The following is an 18,564-nucleotide window of genomic DNA, read 5'->3' as shown; positions in this document are numbered from 1 at the left end:
GCTAATGCACAGTTATCCTTGAATGGAACACTGTGCATTGCTTAATTAATACTTGATGACTATTTTTCGTCTGACGAGTTTTTGTTCGCTAAGTTTAACAAACTAGCCAATGCGCCTTTTTGAGTGTCGTCGGCATTATTTAATGTTGATAATAACTTAGACATATTGAAATTTTTCATGGTTTCACTCGTTTGAGCAGCACCAGCTAGCACCCCACCTAAATCGTCCATAATATTGCGGTCGCCATTTAAGTGATCTTTAAACAAGGTTTTTACTGTTTCACTTTCATTAACTAAGCCATCGATAGACTTACCAACCGTGATAGAGTTCATAAACTGACGTAAGAACTCGCCATCGCCGCCCATAATATTAATATTGGCTTCACTTAATGCCGTTGCTAATACACCTGCTTGCTTCTCAGCTAACGCAACACTATTTTCTAGCTTCGCTAAGGTTAATTCACGCTCTTGATTTAAACGTAAACCAAAGGTTTCAAACTCTCTGGCTTGTTCAGACATAGCGTTAAGTACATCTTGTTTTTCACGTAAACCCGTTGCTTCTGCTAAGGCTTTTTCTTGTATACCTTTAGCTTCAGCGGTCAATTTAAGTTCGAGTGTTTTAGCTTCAGCCTCGCCTTGCCTTTCGTGTGCATCGGCTTGTGCTAAGGTAATTTGAGCTTCAGCAAGCCCTTGTGATGCAGCTTCTGCTTGATTACCCTCAGCCAATATTTTCTTCGACTCAGCCTGTTTACTCGCCGCTTTTAATTCAGCGTCGGCAATGGTTTGCATTTTTCTTGCTATGTGCTCAGCCGCTTGTTCTTGCGCTTTAGCTGATTCAATATCTTTAACCAATGCTTGCTCAGCCTCACCTTTGGCTTTAATAACCAATTCATCTTTCTGGCGATTAGCTTCTGAAACCACACGCAAATCTTTAATAAGCTCTTCTTCTTCAGCGACGCCTTTTTCAACCATGATGCGTTCACGCTGTACTTCAGCAATATTTTTACGCTCTATTTCTAGGGCCTTTTCTTTATCGATTCTTAGTGTTTCAACTTCTTTTTCACGATCTATTTCTTCGACTTGACGGGCACGTTTCACTTTTTCTTCTTCGATAGCCACGGCTCTAAAACGATTTTGTTGCGCGATATCAGCTTCACGCTGCTTATTTTCTTCAGCTACAGCGACTGTCTGTTCAGTCGCTATTCTTGCCTGTTCAGACTTACAAAACTCTTCTTGCACAATTTTAGCTGTTTCCGCTTCTTCTCGAGCTTCTACAGTAGAAATTTCTCGCGTCTGTTTAGCTTGGGCATCTGCTAATTGGCGATCAAGCTCTAAACCTTTTTCTTTAGCATCAATATCTTGTCGTTTAATGCGTATTTCTTCTTGGCGTTTCAAGTCATTAGTTTCAACACTTTGTTGAGCGGTTAACTCGGTAATGCGCCTAATACCTTCAGCATCCATAATATTATTAGGATCTAAATCGTTAATCGATGTTTGTTCAAGAAAATCAATCGCGACATCTTCAAGTACATAACCTGATAAGTCTTGGCCAATAACTTCTTTAATCTTGTCACGAAAAATATCTCGTTGAGTAAAAAGATCAGTAAAGTTTAATTGTTTACCAACAGTTTTAAGTGCTTCAGAAAACTTCGCTTCAAAAAGTTCTTGTAGGGTTTCAGGGAAAGAAGACCGCTCACAACCAACTTGTTTTGCCACACGTAGAATGTCTTCTTTGGTTTCATTGACCCGGATATAAAAGGTAATAGTGATATCAGCACGAATGTTATCCTGGCAAATAAGCCCAGATCGCCCTTTTCGTTCTAACATCATTCGCTTAGTAGAAATATCCATAATTTCTTTTTTATGGATAATAGGAATAACCATACCGCCATTAGTACTTATTTCTGGTTCAGCGCCGAGCTTGTTAATGATTAATGCTTGGCCCTGCTCTACTTTATGATAAAATTTAGCCATCATGATTAACAGAGAAAAGACTAGAAGTACGCCAATGCCAATCGCTAGATAAAGTGGTTCCATTACCATGTGTTTTTTCCTTTTATGTAAATGCAATGGTCACAACTGCGTGACCAAGTCTCTTATAATGTGATTATGATTTATTCGTTATACGGCGCGACAATGTAGATATGCTTTTCTTTTAAATATTCTATCAGTAGCACATTGTCGCCCTTTTTTAAGTGGTGTTCTGGGTCACAGCGCACATCAAGTAAAATTTCTGCGCCCTTATTATATATTCGTACTTGACCAAAGGTTTCACTAACCGTTTGCGTTGCAATTGTCGCACTTTTACCGACCAGCTGAATACTCTTAGAGGTTTCAACACTTTTAAACATTCCTTTTAAGGGACGAATAACAATGGCAGTTAATGGCAGGGAAATTAGAAAAACAATAAAGCTACTAACAACGCCGCATAGATAATATAACCAGCCATCGGGTAGCCAAGCTAGAATATATAATTGCAGGTAAAAGCTGATTAGCCAGCAAATAAGGATAATAATGCTAAAAACTAAGGTGAACGGCACCCCCGTTAAACCAAAAGTCAGCATAAAACCGGTCAGGCCACCAATAGAAGTATCAAGTTCGGTGTCTACTTCTACGTCAAGGTCTGCATCTCCAGCTAATCCTAAATCGACCAGACCTAACATGCCAATAAGCCAATAAACAACCACGACACCTAGCAGTGTCGAATATATTACAGTGGGAAATTTTGAAGCGACTTCTAGTAGCTGTTCCATTGTTTATCCTTAAAGCACATAGCGAACACCAACTAATCATTGTGGTGTTTATTCTTTATATGTACCATACACCCGTGACATAATATGTCAATAAATACAATTTTTATAAAATTCAGATAAAACAAATTAGCATATTGTTTACATAAAATCATAAAAATAAAAGCCTACAGTATTTTGATTTTATTCATTTTACTCGTGACTTATATCAATCAATGATTATATGATGGTTTACGTAAATTTTACAAAGATAACATTTAACAGGGACATAATAATGAAATGTACTAGTTGTAAGCAGGGTGAGTTAACCCCTAGTTTTATCGAAGGGCTTTTTAGAGCACATACTTGTTCGAATTGTGGTGGGCATTGGATCTTAATTGAAGATTATGTCGCTTGGAAAGAACGTAATCCACAGTTTTCTTTTGATAACAATATTCAATGTGACGTTGTTGAAACGAAACAAGCCATGTTATGCCCAGTAACAGGCACTATTATGCGTAAATTTCGACTTTCTTCCTCAACAGATCACCGTCTTGACTACAGTGTCAATGTCGGTGGTGTTTGGTTAGATAAAGGTGAATGGGAGTTACTAAAAAAAGAAAATTTAGCCGGCTCCTTAAATACGGTACTAACCGCACATTGGCAACGCAACATTCGTATTAATAGTACAAAAGAAAACTTTGCAGAAATATACCAAGATAAATTTGGTGAAGAAAACTATGCGAAAGTTAAAGCCCTCAGAGAATGGCTATATCAGCAACCGAACAAAGCCGATTTAAGAGCTTATCTTCTTGCTGAAGAGCCCTACTCAGCCGAAAAATAACAAAGATAATAAGGAATACCCATGAAAGGAGCAGGTGGAACTTCGGGTGGCTTAAGTCACTTTTTTATTGGCATCATTATGATGTGTAGTGGTTTTTATATGCTACTAAATTCGATCACAGTAACATCTACTTTTGGCATGGGCGTTCGCCTGTATGCTTTTTCAGCTATGGGTGGCAACTATAATGTAACTAGTGGCATGATAATGATCCCTTTCATATTTGGTGTTGGGCTTATTTTTTATAACAGTAAAAATATTTTAGGTTGGGTGTTAGCTATTGGCTCGATATCAGGATTAATCTTTGGGGTAATATCTTCAATAAGGTTTACCTTTAAGACCATGAGTTCTTTTGATTTAATCGTAATACTTATATTAGCCATCGGCGGCCTAGGTTTATTTTTACGTTCTTTAAAAACCTTAGATAATGCCTTACCTGATGAATAGACAGCTGTACTGTCATATCACGTGAGCAATATTGGTTTAGGTTGCTCAAACTTTAGCATCGCCGTTTATATTGGTAATAAACCGAGTATGCTTGAATATCAGCAATTGTCTTGTCTATCGCCGCTAACCTTGGGCGAAATAGAGATGGTTAATCAAGCTTGCGGCAATGGTTGGCGGAAAGTTTTCAATGTTTATGCAAAGCTGCTTTACGCACTCGATAAAGAAAAATTCGCTTACTCAACACTTGCGCCAACTTGGCAAAAATATCGAGAGCGATTTTTGCTGCAGCAAGGCTCTCAAACGGCTTTATTATTTTCTCCGCCTCAGTTAACAACCACTAAGCACACTTTGCATATTATTTGTGGGAAAACCTACGCCAAGCATTTGTTAGCGACAAATCAGCTAACCGCTAATTTCACTTGGTTAGATGAGCAATTTGCTATTGATAAAGCTAAAAATTTAATTGTGTGCCCCTATTTTGATTATCGACAATTGTCGAATGTTAATATTGAAAAATTAGCCTTTTTACTCAGCGATATAAATAACCAGTGAAAGCTTTTCATTCATTTATATAGTGTTAAATTAATGTATACTATATTCGTTAAAGGAGAAAATAATAAGCCTCATGATTAGGCAACATACTAAACGTCACTTTATTATTGGATCACATCATTGCTATATTTTAATAAAAAAACTCTTTTATTTATTACAATAATTTTAACCTTATTACCCTATGCAACGATCACCAGCACGCTTGATATTTCCTCTGCTCTTTTGCTATCGCTTCCTACTATATTATTACAGGCTACCGCAGTATTCTTTGTTGTTCATAGCTATTTACAGACCAGATCACGTTCATTAAAATTATTCTGGCAGTTTTTCTCTCTCGCTATTATTATTGATCTTATTTCGGGTGTTATCTTTGCCGGTGACTACATAAACACCACCCCGATCCTGCAAGATTTTTTCTCTTTGTTCAGTTACTTTTTTATCTTACTGGCAATAGAAACCAACCCGCATCTCAGCGAAACGCCACTCAATAAATACATTGCGGGTCGAGTACCAGCACTATTTTTTACAGTCACTTGTTTTTGTTATTTCGTATTACTGCCAGAAGAGTTTTCTAAAGCGTTAGAGCACAGGTTATTACCGTCGTTATTATTTCATATCACCATTTCTGGCCTCATTTTTATTAGACTAATGGGCTGTATTATTTTTTGTCGTGAAAAGTTTTGGCGCGCTATTTATTGGCCACTAACCATTGCCTCATTAGCTTTGTTAGTTGATAACATTAATAGTTATTTTCTTCTTGAAGAGCAAGCCCTTTATAAAGACAATTATACGAACAGCTTAATAGCGTTAATCCCATACTGTGGTCTTATTTTTGCCGCAAGTGCATCATTAAACATTCAAAAACCAACCAAACCTATTTCAAAAGATACCTTTCCCGAATTTTATATTTTATTGCTGGTGAGTATTATTTTTAGCATTCATATCGTTGGTTTAGAAATTGGGGCGCACTATATTACAAATTCTTTCTGGCAGTCTTTTGTTATTGGTATTTGGGGCGTTATTGCTTTTATTTTAGTCATTATTATTGCTTACAATAAAAGGAAAAACACGCTTGAATTCAAGGAAAACGCTTTTACTCAGCAACAAGAACAAAAAGCGTTAATACAGACAAACCATAAATTACTCAGCTCAATTATTAATAGTGAAGACAAAGCCATTGTCCGAGCATCTAACAACGCTATTTTGACGACATCAACGGGCGGCGAAATATTATCGTCAAACCCTGCCGCGGTTCAATTGTTCCAAAGTTTAGAACATGAATTAAAAGGCACGAATGTCAGTGCGCTTTTTTCTGTGGAAGATACTATGCATTACTTTTTTGGCTTCAAAAGTAATGTATACGCCTTACAACGTAAAGATATCGGTATTTCAGTAGAGTGTGCCGCTCGACGTGCCGATGGTACTGAATTCCCAGTTCAGGTTGAATTGCAGTGGGCAGACCGCGAAGAACAACCCCTTATTGTTATTACCTTTATTAATTTAACTTCACGAAAGTTAGCTGAAAAGCAGATGTTAGATTTAAAAGATAAGTTTATTGCGAACATTTCCCATGAGTTTAGGACACCATTGACAATTATTAATGGCATTTTAGACCAATACCTACTCAAAGCTCACAGTAAAGAAGAGGGGCTGGAACTTACTACCGCTAAGCGTAATGGTTTACGTTTAGTTCGTATGGTTGAACAACTATTAGAACTCTCACGCCTTACTGACAACCCTAAGCTTTCATTGTCTACTTATCGATTAAGTCAGTTAATGGCTATGCCAATTGATTCATTTTCACGCTTAGCTAAACAAAATGATTTAAGTTTTGATGCTGAAATATCAGATGATCTTTGGCTAGAATGTGACGCTCAGGGTTTTGAAAAAATCATCTTCAATTTACTAGCTAATGCAATTAAATATACCCCTGCTGGCGGTAGCATCAAGGTCAGTGCTTATGTTGATCAAGATAATGTTATTTTAGAAGTTACAGATACCGGCATAGGTATTAATCAAGATTCACAAAGTAAAATTTTTGAACGCTTTCAAAGAGCTGACGACGAAAAAAACCATGCTGTTTTTGGTGTAGGTATTGGTTTATCTTTAGTTAATGAATTGGTAAAAGCGCATAATTGGCGTATCAATTTAGTCAGTGAATACAATAAAGGCAGTAAGTTTTCTCTATCAATACCTTTAGCTACCGCTGTCGAAATTGAAACTCAAGTGCCAATGAGTGTATCTCAAAGCGAAGTATCATCACTGCTGCTAGAACAAAATAATAATAAAACTAAAACAAAGAATCATTTACATAATGTCGTGTTGGTTATTGAAGATAATCTCGATATGCAAAATCACATAAAACGTGTGGTTGAACAGCAGCATCATTGTTTATTAGCAATGAGCGGAGAACAAGGACTGCTCATTGCCGAGGAATATATACCAGACCTTATCGTGTGCGATATTATGTTAACGGGTATTGACGGCTTCGAAGTTCTTAAGCAATTAAAAGAAAATGAACTCACTTCTCATATTCCCGTTATTTTGCTTACCGCCCGTTCAGACCTAGATAGTCGTCTTCACGGCCTTAATTTACAAGCGGATGAGTATTTAAGTAAACCTTTTAATCAGCAGGAATTATTAATACGTATTGAAAATTTGATTGAAAATCGTAAATTGCTCCAGCAGAACTATTTACATAAATTTCGCGATCATCAAAAAGAACAACAAAAAGAAAGTAGCGTAAAAAAAGTGTCTCAGTTAACCCCAAGTGAAAGTGCTATTTTATCTGTTGATGAAAAATTTATAGAAAAACTAGAAACCATTGTTGCTAAGATGTACTTGGAAACTGATCTAGGTATTCAAGATCTAGCCAGTAATATGGCGATGAGTGAACGCCAGCTTCAGCGAAAAATGAAAGTTACACTGGGCACAACACCTAATAACTTCATTAAAGAGTTCCGTCTAGCAAAAGCACAGATATTACTACAAAATGGCTCTAAAATTGGCAGAATAGCCTTAGATGTTGGTTTCTCTTCACAAACGTATTTTGGTCGATGCTTTAAAGAGTCGTTTAACTGCACCCCAAAACAATATCAACAACAGTTCACTAAAAGCTAACTGCAAAGCTACTCAGGCTAACCTTGCTTAACTTGGATGTTATGCTTAAGTGTCGCTAGATCAGCGCCTTGAATCACTGCTAAGTAGCTGAAAGGTTGTATCTTAGGTTCACATAAGCCAAGCCAAGCAATCGCTGGCTCTTTACTTGTTAATGTTAAGCCAAGTTCAATCATCACGCTGACTTGATCCCACGATATTTCCATAGGTTGCTCTCTATTAAACGGATAAAAAGAGTAAGCAATATTCATGGAAATATTATCGTCGAATTGTTTTTCAAATTTACTTGCTAACCGCGCTGCTAATTCACCAGCATTGTTATCTTTTTCATAACCAATAACAGCAAAGGTATCATCGGACCAACGAACAACTAGGTCATCGGTATTTCTGCTAAACAGTAATAAATCAGTAATGTTAATCAACTGGCTATTACTGATATTGGTCAGCTCATTGACCTGAACCATTAAGACGTAAAGACGGGGTAAGGTGCTCCGCTGTACTGGTAGAATATTCTGATGAATTTGATTCATCAACTGGCTAGTTTGCTCAATATAAATATCAAGATAGCGGCGACTTCGTACTCCTGTTACTTTATCTACCGTTGCCGACTTTTCAAGTAGAATATTAGCATGTTCAAGTTCGCTATTTTGCGATTGTAACTTTTGCGTTTTCTCTTTGACTTGCTCTTTAAGGTAAGATTTTTGTTGTTGTTCAACCAATAGTTTTCGATTCAAAAAGCGTGAGTAGACTAATAACGTTAAAGCAACCGCCATGGCATACAATAAATAAGCCCACCAAGTATTCCAAGGTGCTGGTTTAACTGTAATAGCTAATGAATAACCCGGTTCACTCCAAACATTGTCGTTATTTCCAGCAATAATTTGCAATGTATAACTACCTGCAGGTAAATTTGTATAAGTGGCACGTCGTGATTTACCTGCAGCTATCCATTCCTCATCAAAGCCCTGTAACCTATATTTATATCGGGTTGATTCTGGATCTGAGTAATTTAAGCCTACATACTCAAATGAAATTATTTGATCACTGTAATCAAACTCTAATTCGGTTAAATTAGATAATGAGCTCCCTAGAGGCATAGGTTCATTCAACTTTAACACACTCGTTAACCGAACTTCCGGTACAGAAAGACTCCTATTAATTTTTTCAGGATTAATACTACTCATCCCTTTGCCTGCACCAAAATATATTGTGTTGTCTATTGAACGAAATACAGCAGAATGTGTATATTCGAGATCAACTAAGCCATGAGTTAAATTGAAATGCTTAAAACTTTTATCATTTATTGAGTAACGAGATATCCCTTTATTGGTACTAAACCAAATATCTTCATTAGCATCTTGGGTGATGCCATATACGGTCAAACTTTTCATACCATCTTTAGTATTAAGATGGGAAAATGAAAAGTTGTTTCTGTAACGATTTTCACGACTTAACATACTTAAGCCAGAAGATTGAGTTCCGAACCAAAGATTTTTGTTATTGTCGAGTAACATGAACCATGTGAAGTCATCTGAGATCCCTTCGGGGTTACTCTCTTTATGTAATAAATGAGTAAATATTTCGAGCTTAGGATCAAAGCGACTAAGCCCACCACCAAAAGTTCCTAACCAAATAAAGCCTTGTTCATCTTCTAGTAACTGTAAAATATGATTACCGCTCGGTCCTTTCTCTAAATTTGACTCATTTTTTATAAAACGTTTAAACGTCCCATTTTTATTTAATAAATTAATTCCTTGATGGAATGTAGATACCCAAAGGTTACCATTAACATCTTTAATTATATCAGTAATACTATTGGCCGAAATCGAGTTGAAATTTTCAGCGTCATGCCTATATCCAGTAACATTATTTGTTGCTAAATCTACTGAGTATAGCCCTGAACCTCGTGTTCCTACCCATAACGTGTTGCCATCGGCAAACAGAGTCATAATTTTATATTCTGAAAACGAATCGTTAAAAACGACGGGGGCAATTGAATTATCATGTTTAGACAACTTATAAATTCCCCCACTGTAGGTACTAAAAAACAAATTGTCTTTACCAAACTGAGTAAAGCTAGTGATATTGTTATTTTTTAAAATAGGATTAGTTTGGTTGCTGTATTGACGAAAGGTTGCCATACGAGGATCCCAACGATTAACTCCTGAAAAGGTACCTACCCACATCATTTTATTATTATCTTCAAAAAATGTAAGAACAAAATCACTACTGATACTATAGGGGTTATTGGGCGAGTTATTGTATCGACTGAAATTCTTGGTTGTATAATTATAAATAGATAAACCATTGTCCGTGGCGATCCACATATTTTTTTCTGAGTCCTGATAGATTTTACTTATTGCGTTACTGCTAATTGTTGACTGGCCATCAGCATTAACTTGATAGTGTATAAACTGCTCGGTGTTAAGGGAGTATCTTAATAAACCACTATCAACTGTACCTATCCAAATATCCCCTTTACTATCTAGATACATACTGCTGACGAATTTATTAACGTAAGTCGCACTATTTGGATTTCCGTATTTGATGGATTTAATGAATTCACCTTGGAGATTAAATACAGAAATTCCACCACCATTTGTTCCAACCCAAATTTCTCGATTACGAGTTTCAATAATCGAGAGTACACCATTATGGGTAAGACTATTTGGGTTGCCTAATTCTTGAAGTATGTGCTGAGTTGACCATTTACCTTTATCTGTACTGAGAACATTCAAACCATTTTCTGTAGCAATCCAAATTTTACCTTCACTGTCTTCAAATAAAGCATTTACAGTATCATTGGTCAGCGTGACATTTTTTGTTTTTGTAGTAAAATGAATAAAATCTTGGCTTTCTGGTCTATATAAATTTAAGCCCCCACCAAAAGTACCGACCCAAAGTTTTTGCTGTTTATCTATAAGAATACGACTTATTACATTAGAGCTTAGTGAGTTAGGCAGAGAACTATCATGATGAAAGCTAAGTGTTTGGTGACCATCAAAACGATCTAAACCTTCCGATGAACCAAACCACATAAAACCATCTGCATCTTGAGCGATGGTTCTAACAAAGTTGTAGGACATTGGGTTATCAATACCAAAGTTTTTAAACAGTTTGGTTTCTTGCGCGATAACACTGAAACTAAGGATAATAGAGATTAAAAAGAGTAGTATATTTTTCACAAAACAGCTCTTATATAGTGATGAAATAAATTTAAAGGATGAAATAAAGGTATTAAAAAAGCCACTCTATAAACAGTGGCTTGAGGGTAATTAAGTTATTGTTGTTCAACCCAATTATTAACACCGATATTAGTAGAACTATTAGCGACGCTCATCCTCCAAATAACAGTATCCATTTCGACATTCATTCTCCAGATAACCGTGTCAGTTTCGATATTCATTCGCCAGATCACCGTATCCGTAGACGCGGTATTTCTCCAATCTAAAGCATTTTCAGTAAAATTCATTCTCCAGATAACCGTGTCTCCATCAAGGTTACTTTCATCTAATTTCCAGATATATTCATCACCTAAACCTTCAACATAGAAGTTTCCATCTTCATTGATGTTTGCAGGACCAAAGAAATGCTCATTACCCGCGATGTCTTGTGCAATATCTAATGCTTGATTAGCACATGCTGAAGCGTTACTCGCTAATGCGTCAGCAGCATTAACCATGCCTGAACCTTGTTGAAATACGCTATAAGCGAGCTCATCGTTATTATCGAATGCGGTATGCGCACTGTCCATTAAGCGACACTTCACTTCGTCAGGAGTTAACGTTGGATCTTGTGTCAACATCAAAGCCACTACACCAGAAACTACGCCAGCAGCTTGCGATGTACCTGACATTTCAAAATAACTTCCGCCGTCATGAAATTCTGGATGCTCCTGAACGATTTGAGTATCAAAAGCCATTAAACCTGTTAAGTGTCCGCCTGGCGCGATAATTTCTGGTTTAACAAAACCTTCAGCTGTCGGGCCTGCCGCGCTAAAAGTAGCTACTTTGTCGTCAGCTGCATAATCAGCAGTATAATTATCTGTCATCGCACCAACGGTAATAATATAAGGTACATTACCTGGAACGCCGATTGTCATAGGGTCTGGACCACTGTTACCGGCAGAAGCAACAACAACAATACCTGCTTGCCATGCTTTCATTACTGCTTGGTTTAATGGGTCTTCCCAATAGTATGAACGAGCTGGCCCACTGAACGACATGTTCAATACTCTTAAATTAATTTGGTCTTTAACTTGTAGTGCCCAATCAATGCCACGAATAACGTCTGCATAGGTTGCCTTGCCTTCCGAATCAAAGGCTTTAATACCGACTAACGAAGCATTCGGCGCAACACCATAAACTTTTCCGTAGACATCATAATCTGCATTGCCAGCAATACTCGCAACATGCGTACCGTGGCCATTTTCTTCATTACTATAATTACTGATATTGTTATTAATCGCATCATAAGTTCCCCAGAACTTATCCCGACCATATAAATCAGTAGATAAACCTGAAGATGTTCCTTGTAATTGATCAAGACCTGTATCTAGAAAGCCAATAGTTACACCATCGCCAAAATTACGAGCATAATGTGCTGAATTAGCATTAATCAAGTCATTGACTACAGACTTAGGCTGCCATTTACGCTTACCCCAGGCATTACCACCAGACATTTCTACGTGATGATTTTGCGTAACCTTAATGTCTAACTGTGCATGTAACTGAGCTAACTGTTCAATATTAAGGGAAACGGCAACAGCATTGATAATAGCTAATTGATGCGTTGGTTGAACGTTTAGCGTTGCTAATTCTGTTTGCAATAATTGATAGTTATTTGAAGAAATAATGTACGATTGCTTTTGTGCGTCTACATTTTTATTAATGGTTGTATGGATCAGCCAAACAGTTACGCTGATAAGACCTAAAAGTGAGAGTGGTTTTATAATGTTTTTTACAGAAATATTCAAAATTTTTATCCCCTTTTCCCGTTACATCTTTTAAAAACGTCAGGGTAATTTAACTTAATGTTTGTAATTTAAATTTAGCCAATTGTACATTTAAACAATTTTTAATAATCAGTTACAAAATACACATTGATTGTGAACATAAACTAAACTTGACCCAACCTGTAATAACTTATGAGTATATACATATAACTATAAATTATTACATGTTGCTAAAATAAAAATATCCAGCTCAAATAATGAACTGGATATCAACTAGTTAATATGACTACTTCCTTGTACTAATAACGTATAAATCTAGAAATTAACTGTGGTTTCCGTAGAACAATTACTAGTTCCTTGATCACATACTTTATATGTAAACGAACCAGAAGTTCTAAAGCTGTCGGTATAAGCACCATCGTTTGCCGTTGTTATTCTTAAAGAACCATTACGGATAATATCGACACTTGCAGTAGCTGCACCTGACCAAGTTACGTCAACTTTGTTTTTACCTTTAGCCTTGTATCCTGATGCGTCGGCAGTAATATCACCACCTTCTACTGGAGGAGGAGTAACAACGCCACCACCACAACCATTAGCGGTTAAGTAATCGCTAGCCGCTTTTGCTTTAACGATACCGTGGCCAAAGTAGTCATCGTGACCTGCTGCGCCGTTATCTTCAGCTGTTGATTTTAGTGCATCACGAATCTGTGTACCCGTACAACCGTTATGGTTAGACCAAACTAGCGCAGCGATACCTGATACTGCCGGGGTAGCCATTGAAGTTCCGCTCATGAAACCGTAATCGCTAGTACCAATAGTAATATCAACTGTATTGGCTGCTAATAAGGCTGCGCCGTCTTCTTGAGAAGCCCCTACTGCAGGAATGCTAGTTGCGTTAGTATCTCCCAAAGTACCATATAGCATACCAGGTTCGTTATTATATAGAACCGCACCAATACCGCCTGAAAGTTCACAGTTATTCACTTTATCATGGAAAGAAATAACGCCACGCTCTATAACACAAACCATACCGTTTGCGCCCGAGTCAGTAGACTCTGCAGTACCCATGTTGTAAGTGTTACCTGAAACTACCCCTGAGTTCTCCATTGCAGATGAAGCAAAAGCAACGCCATCAGCACTCATTGAAGCACTGGTCGCCATGCCTGCAGGGTAAGTAGATAATGTATCAACACCACCAGCCGTTACTTCAACACAAATAGTTTCGTTCGTCGTTGTCGTCGTTGTGCGATTTTTACCTTTACCTGTTGTCGTTGTCGACGTACAGCTCGGAAATTGCGAGAAATCAGCTATAGCGTTATTATTATCGTTAGCACCGACCATCATTACTGAAGAGTAACCTGCTGGGAATGAACGAACATTGTTACCATCGTTACCTGCTGCCGCTACAACCAAACCGCCAGATTCTGTAAATGCTTTAAAGGCGTTCTCTTCAGTGCTGTTTGCACCACCACCACCCAAACTCATGCTGATGATGTTCGCGCCAGCCCCAGAACAAACGTTTGCTGCATAAGCTAAGTCAGAAGAATATCCCCAACCTGCTTCGTTAAATACTTTAACAATGTGCATATCAACGCCAGGTGCCATACCAACAACACCAAAACCGTTATCTGCAGCACCAATGGTACCGGCTACGTGAGTTCCGTGTGGACCACCGTTTTCATCCCAGTTACCTGTGCCTGAATCATTAGTACCTGTGATATTGTTCCAAATAAAATCTTCGTTAGAGCGATCTAAACCTGAATCGATAACACATACCTTCATACCTGCGCCAGCGTTAAAGTTAACTTGGTCAGCTTGAGATTGAACAACCGCATAAGGGGTAAGTTGAGTTGTGACAGGGTTACCTGCAGTATCACTATATATAGAAAGTGGTACACGGCGCTGATCTTCTTCGATCATTTGAATATGTGGATTATTTAATAAACCTTTAACTTGGCTTAAGTCTTTACCAGCGAATGAAGCAGCGATAAAACCTTTGCCGTCAACTTTTAATTCGCCGCCTAATTTTTTAGCGAGTGCTTTAACAAGGCCTTTTTTACTTTCGTCTACTTTTATAATGTATCGATCATCGGCAGCTTGTGCTGAAAATGCTGCGGTAACGGCTAAGGCAATAATTGATGTTGTAAATTTAGAAGCTTTCATATGTTCTACTCTCTCTTATATAGGGACGTTGTTTATATTATTTTTATTATCAACGTTATGTTTTATTTTATTGAGCAGTCCTTACTATCTTGATGATGACTTATTTATCTTTGTTAAATCAGTATCGTGCATCTTGCATAATTCGATAATATCAAGTCAGAAAATATTCCCTAGCAAAATAGCGACAGCTTTTCGAACACGCACGACAAAATAAAAACAAAATCTATTTTTTCATATAGATAACTAAAAAATAAAAACCAATCTGTCGCTTTACTATGAAAAAAAGTCTGTGATTTGCTAGTTAAAAAATCGCAAACAAGCCATTATTTTTGGAGTGGGTTTTCACCCATTAAAGCAATACATAATAAAATACGTTGAAGGTAGCCTAGGCAAACGTTCAAATTAAACGTAAAAATAAACGATGGAGTTTATATCAGATGAGAAATAACAAACGCCTTGCACTCAGTGCAGTAGCCTTATCTATTCTAACCGTAACTAGCGCGGCAAGTTATGCGAGCCAAGCTAAAATTAATAAAGTAAATAAAAGCGGAATGGAATCTGCCCAATCAACAACATTAAGTTTTGCTGATTGGCGTGCACAACAAATGCTCGAAAAGCAGGATTTTACTGATCGTTTAATTGTTAAATATAAAAACAAGAAAAACGGAAAAGCAATCCCTCCAGGATTAGCGAAAAAAGCAGGCTTATCGTTAAAACACGAAAAGATTTTGAAAAATGGTCATCACATTATTTCTTTTGGTAAAGAAAAGAACATTAAAGATGTGAAAACCATGATCAACCGCATGAAAAAGGACTCATCAATTGAGTTCATTGAGCCTGATTACAAACGCTTTTTAATGGCGCAAAATCAACCTTGGGGTATAGCACAAACACAATCAGACCAATTAACTGATAACGACGGCGCAAATATGACCGTATGTATTATTGATTCTGGTTATGAACAGGCAAATCCTGATTTAAATGCTAACAATGCTTCAGGTACCAATAACTCAGGTACTGGAAATTGGTATCAAAACGGGGGGTCTCACGGTACTCACGTAGCAGGTACTATTGCTGGTGTTAATAACAGTGAAGGTGTTGTTGGTATTATGCCAAACACCAATGTAAATCTGCATATTGTTAAAGTATTTAATGAAGCGGGTTGGGGTTATGTTGGCGAGTTAAGTGATGCAGTTGATACTTGTGTAAATAATGGCGCAAAAGTTATTAACATGAGTTTAGGTGGTGCAGGTTCAAGTGTTACTGAGAAAAACGCATTACAAGCCGCTGCTGATTCTGGCGTATTATTAGTTGCCGCTTCAGGTAATGATGGCAATACCACATTATCTTACCCTGCTTCTTATGACGCTGTTATGGCTGTTGGCGCACTTGATAGCAACAATCAACATGCTGAGTTTTCTCAATACACACCGCAAGTTGAAATTTCTGCGCCTGGTGAAGCGGTTTTATCAACCGTTGCTGGCGATGGTCGCTTAGGTTTTATTAACTTAGGTTCAGCAACTTATGCTAATGATATTGTGCCACAAACTCATTACATTGAAAGTGGTGGTAGCTTCGTCGTAAGTAATGTTAATAGCAGTGCAAACGGTGTTTTAGCAAGTTGTACACTTTCAGGAAGTAGCTACAGCTGTAGTAATGTTGCTGGTAATATTTGTTTAGCAGAACGTAATGACAACCAAAAAGGCAGTAATTACCCTGAAATAAACCCAGCTAAAGCTTGTGCTGATGCAGGTGCCTCTGGTGTTATTGTTTATAGTGACAGTACTCGTCCTGGTTTACAAAATCCATTCTTAGTTGATTCTACTAACGCTGTTTCAGTGCCCAGTGTTTCGGTTAGTCGTGCGTTGGGTCAGCAATTATTGACGCAGTTAGGCAGTGCAGCGACGTTAACGGTTAACGGCTCTCAAAACTATGCTTATTACAACGGTACTTCAATGGCTACGCCTCATGTAACAGGTGTTGCAGCGATTGTTTGGAGTAATAATATTGATTGTAGCGCTGACGAAGTTCGAAGTGCATTAAAATCAACGGCTATTGATCTTAATGTTGCTGGCCGCGATGACAAGACAGGTTTTGGCTTAGTACAAGCAAAAGCAGCGTCTGATGCATTAGCTGCAACTTGTGGTGGTAGCGTAACACCACCACCGCCACCAACTGGTGATGATGTATTAAGTAATGGCACGACCAAATCTGGCTTAGCTTCAAGTACTGAACTTAGCTTTACAATGGAAGTTCCAGCGGGTGCAACAGACCTAACATTTAATATGGCTGGTGGAACAGGTGATGCTGATTTATACGTTAAATTTGGTTCAGCACCTACAAGTAGTAGCTATGACTGTCGTCCTTATGCTGGTGGTAATAGTGAAAGTTGTCCTATTAGTACGGCACAAGCGGGCACTTATTATGTGAAGGTTGTTGCCTACTCTGCTTTCTCTGGTGTTAATTTAACAGGTAGCTTTACCGAACCTACAACAGGTGGCGGAGCAACCGGTGGCAGTGCATCTTTAACGGATATTAGTGTCGCTCGTCAAGCATGGACTTATTACACCATTGACGTACCAGCTGGCATGGCAACATTAGACTTCACAATGAGTGGTGGTACTGGTGATGCTGATTTATATATTCGACGTGGCGCACAGCCAACATCATCAACTTATGATTGTCGCCCGTATAAAGGTGGCAATAATGAAGCCTGTTCATTTACCAGCCCTGTAGCAGACACTTGGCATATCGGTATTTACGGCTATTCAGCTGCTAGTGGCGTAAGCTTGGATGTTGTTTATAATCCTTAGAACGTCATAAATTAGCGATTATATTAATGGTAAAGACTAAAGGGGGGAGCATTATTAATGCTCCCCCCTTTTTATTTACAACAACATATTAGTCAAACTAAAATTTATACTTACAAGTAATATTGTTGCATAAATTCAATGTACTCTTGTTCATCAATGATTTTAAAACCACTTCGTTCAAAGTCTAGACATTCATTTTCATTTGGAAAGGTAAAATAGCTAGCACTCTTTTCTTGTGGCTGAGAACAAAGTAATTCGTCATTTTCAAGTGTTTCAATAGCCGCTAATATATCGGTTGCACCTTGCTTATAAAGCTCAAGCACATGCCATAAATAAGATTTCTCTCTATTAACTAGTGCGGTAGAAGTCTTGATTATTTTTCCTGTATCTATCGAACCATCGTCAATGGTGTGCAGTGTAGTACCTACTTTATTGTCGTTATTTTTCATTGCCCAAAACGTCGCCATCACGCCTTTATACTTAGGTAATATGCCAGAATGCAGATTAATAATGCCTTTGGTAGGAATATTAATAACCTTTTCTTTTAGAATGCCACCAAAGCGTATCGAAACAATAAGTTCAGGCGCTAACTCTTTCAAATCATTAATTATCTCAGGCGAATTAATTTGCTTGACGTCTCGAATCGCTGAATTTAAAAAGACACTAAAGCCATCAAAATTTTTATAGGTATTGTTATTACTTTTAGTATTAGGAATTAGCGGACTTAGCAATTGGTTAAACAAGTCTTGCTCGAAAAACTTCAGCGTCTTTAATGGCGTTGGTATCACACTGCTTTTGCCTACTTTTTCTGATAACCACAGATGAACGTCATGGTGTTTACAGACCTCTGGTAGCAGTTTATTCAGTGCAAAATTACTCGCTAAATCTTTATTAGCCAAAAATAAAATTTTCATAATTAAGCTCTTTTGCCTATTTTATATTAAGA

General features: G+C 37.6%; 11 protein-coding genes. 5 read left to right on the top strand and 6 right to left on the bottom strand.

Annotated elements, in window-relative coordinates:
* Positions 1–59 precede the first annotated feature (59 nt).
* Together A3Q34_RS11420 and A3Q34_RS11415 are read right to left on the bottom strand one after the other, a co-directional pair.
* Complete coding sequence (locus A3Q34_RS11420) at positions 60–2,042, bottom strand: flotillin family protein (RefSeq protein WP_197517579.1); 1,983 nt, start codon at positions 2,040–2,042, stop codon at positions 60–62.
* Between the two features lie 71 nt (positions 2,043–2,113).
* Entirely contained in the window at positions 2,114–2,752 is a 639-nt protein-coding gene (locus tag A3Q34_RS11415; RefSeq protein WP_070375481.1) for an OB-fold-containig protein, read from the bottom strand.
* A gap of 271 nt (positions 2,753–3,023) precedes the next feature.
* Here A3Q34_RS11415 and A3Q34_RS11410 point away from each other — a divergent pair, with 271 nt between their 5' ends.
* From A3Q34_RS11410 to A3Q34_RS11395, 4 genes are all read left to right on the top strand, one after another.
* Complete coding sequence (locus tag A3Q34_RS11410; RefSeq protein WP_070375480.1) at positions 3,024–3,572, top strand: zf-TFIIB domain-containing protein; 549 nt, start codon at positions 3,024–3,026, stop codon at positions 3,570–3,572.
* 21 nt (positions 3,573–3,593) lie between these two features.
* Positions 3,594–4,016, top strand: a complete 423-nt coding sequence (locus A3Q34_RS11405; RefSeq protein WP_070375479.1) for a hypothetical protein — start codon at positions 3,594–3,596, stop codon at positions 4,014–4,016.
* A gap of 21 nt (positions 4,017–4,037) precedes the next feature.
* The gene (locus tag A3Q34_RS11400; protein ID WP_070375478.1) at positions 4,038–4,568 is read left to right on the top strand and encodes a DUF6942 family protein; all 531 of its coding nucleotides are present in this window, start codon (positions 4,038–4,040) and stop codon (positions 4,566–4,568) included.
* Positions 4,569–4,688: 120 nt separating this feature from the next.
* Positions 4,689–7,688, top strand: a complete 3,000-nt coding sequence (locus A3Q34_RS11395; RefSeq protein WP_070375477.1) for an ATP-binding protein — start codon at positions 4,689–4,691, stop codon at positions 7,686–7,688.
* A gap of 17 nt (positions 7,689–7,705) precedes the next feature.
* On the opposite strand, the gene A3Q34_RS11390 is transcribed toward A3Q34_RS11395, so the two are convergent.
* From A3Q34_RS11390 to A3Q34_RS11380, 3 genes are all read right to left on the bottom strand, one after another.
* Positions 7,706–10,870 (bottom strand): two-component regulator propeller domain-containing protein, encoded by a 3,165-nt coding sequence (locus A3Q34_RS11390; RefSeq protein ID WP_070375476.1) that lies wholly within the window; start codon positions 10,868–10,870, stop codon positions 7,706–7,708.
* A gap of 95 nt (positions 10,871–10,965) precedes the next feature.
* Positions 10,966–12,660 carry a S8 family peptidase gene (locus A3Q34_RS11385; protein WP_231907343.1) on the bottom strand — a complete coding sequence of 565 codons (1,695 nt, stop codon included), beginning with the start codon at positions 12,658–12,660 and terminating at the stop codon, positions 10,966–10,968.
* Positions 12,661–12,954: 294 nt separating this feature from the next.
* On the bottom strand, positions 12,955–14,805 hold the full coding sequence (locus A3Q34_RS11380; RefSeq protein ID WP_070375474.1) for a S8 family serine peptidase: 1,851 nt from the start codon (positions 14,803–14,805) through the stop codon (positions 12,955–12,957).
* Positions 14,806–15,242: 437 nt separating this feature from the next.
* Here A3Q34_RS11380 and A3Q34_RS11375 point away from each other — a divergent pair, with 437 nt between their 5' ends.
* The gene (locus A3Q34_RS11375; RefSeq protein ID WP_070375473.1) at positions 15,243–17,618 is read left to right on the top strand and encodes a S8 family serine peptidase; all 2,376 of its coding nucleotides are present in this window, start codon (positions 15,243–15,245) and stop codon (positions 17,616–17,618) included.
* A 110-nt stretch (positions 17,619–17,728) separates the two neighbouring features.
* On the opposite strand, the gene A3Q34_RS11370 is transcribed toward A3Q34_RS11375, so the two are convergent.
* Positions 17,729–18,532, bottom strand: a complete 804-nt coding sequence (locus tag A3Q34_RS11370; RefSeq protein ID WP_070375472.1) for a formyl transferase — start codon at positions 18,530–18,532, stop codon at positions 17,729–17,731.
* Positions 18,533–18,564: the final 32 nt, after the last annotated feature.

Origin of the sequence: Colwellia sp. PAMC 20917 (assembly GCF_001767295.1) — a bacterium.
Taxonomy (GTDB): Bacteria; Pseudomonadota; Gammaproteobacteria; order Enterobacterales; family Alteromonadaceae; genus Colwellia_A.
The sequence above is the reverse complement of the archived record's forward strand: the minus strand, read 5'-3'. Positions and strand labels throughout refer to the sequence as shown.

Excerpts from the sequence above, each read along its gene's own strand:
- A3Q34_RS11420 (WP_197517579.1), bottom strand. The coding sequence starts at position 2,042 with ATGGTAATGGAACCACTTTATCTAGCGATTGGCATTGGCGTACTTCTA.
- A3Q34_RS11415 (WP_070375481.1), bottom strand. The coding sequence starts at position 2,752 with ATGGAACAGCTACTAGAAGTCGCTTCAAAATTTCCCACTGTAATATAT.
- A3Q34_RS11410 (WP_070375480.1), top strand. The coding sequence starts at position 3,024 with ATGAAATGTACTAGTTGTAAGCAGGGTGAGTTAACCCCTAGTTTTATC.
- A3Q34_RS11405 (WP_070375479.1), top strand. The coding sequence starts at position 3,594 with ATGAAAGGAGCAGGTGGAACTTCGGGTGGCTTAAGTCACTTTTTTATT.
- A3Q34_RS11380 (WP_070375474.1), bottom strand. The coding sequence starts at position 14,805 with ATGAAAGCTTCTAAATTTACAACATCAATTATTGCCTTAGCCGTTACC.
- A3Q34_RS11375 (WP_070375473.1), top strand. The coding sequence starts at position 15,243 with ATGAGAAATAACAAACGCCTTGCACTCAGTGCAGTAGCCTTATCTATT.
- A3Q34_RS11370 (WP_070375472.1), bottom strand. The coding sequence starts at position 18,532 with ATGAAAATTTTATTTTTGGCTAATAAAGATTTAGCGAGTAATTTTGCA.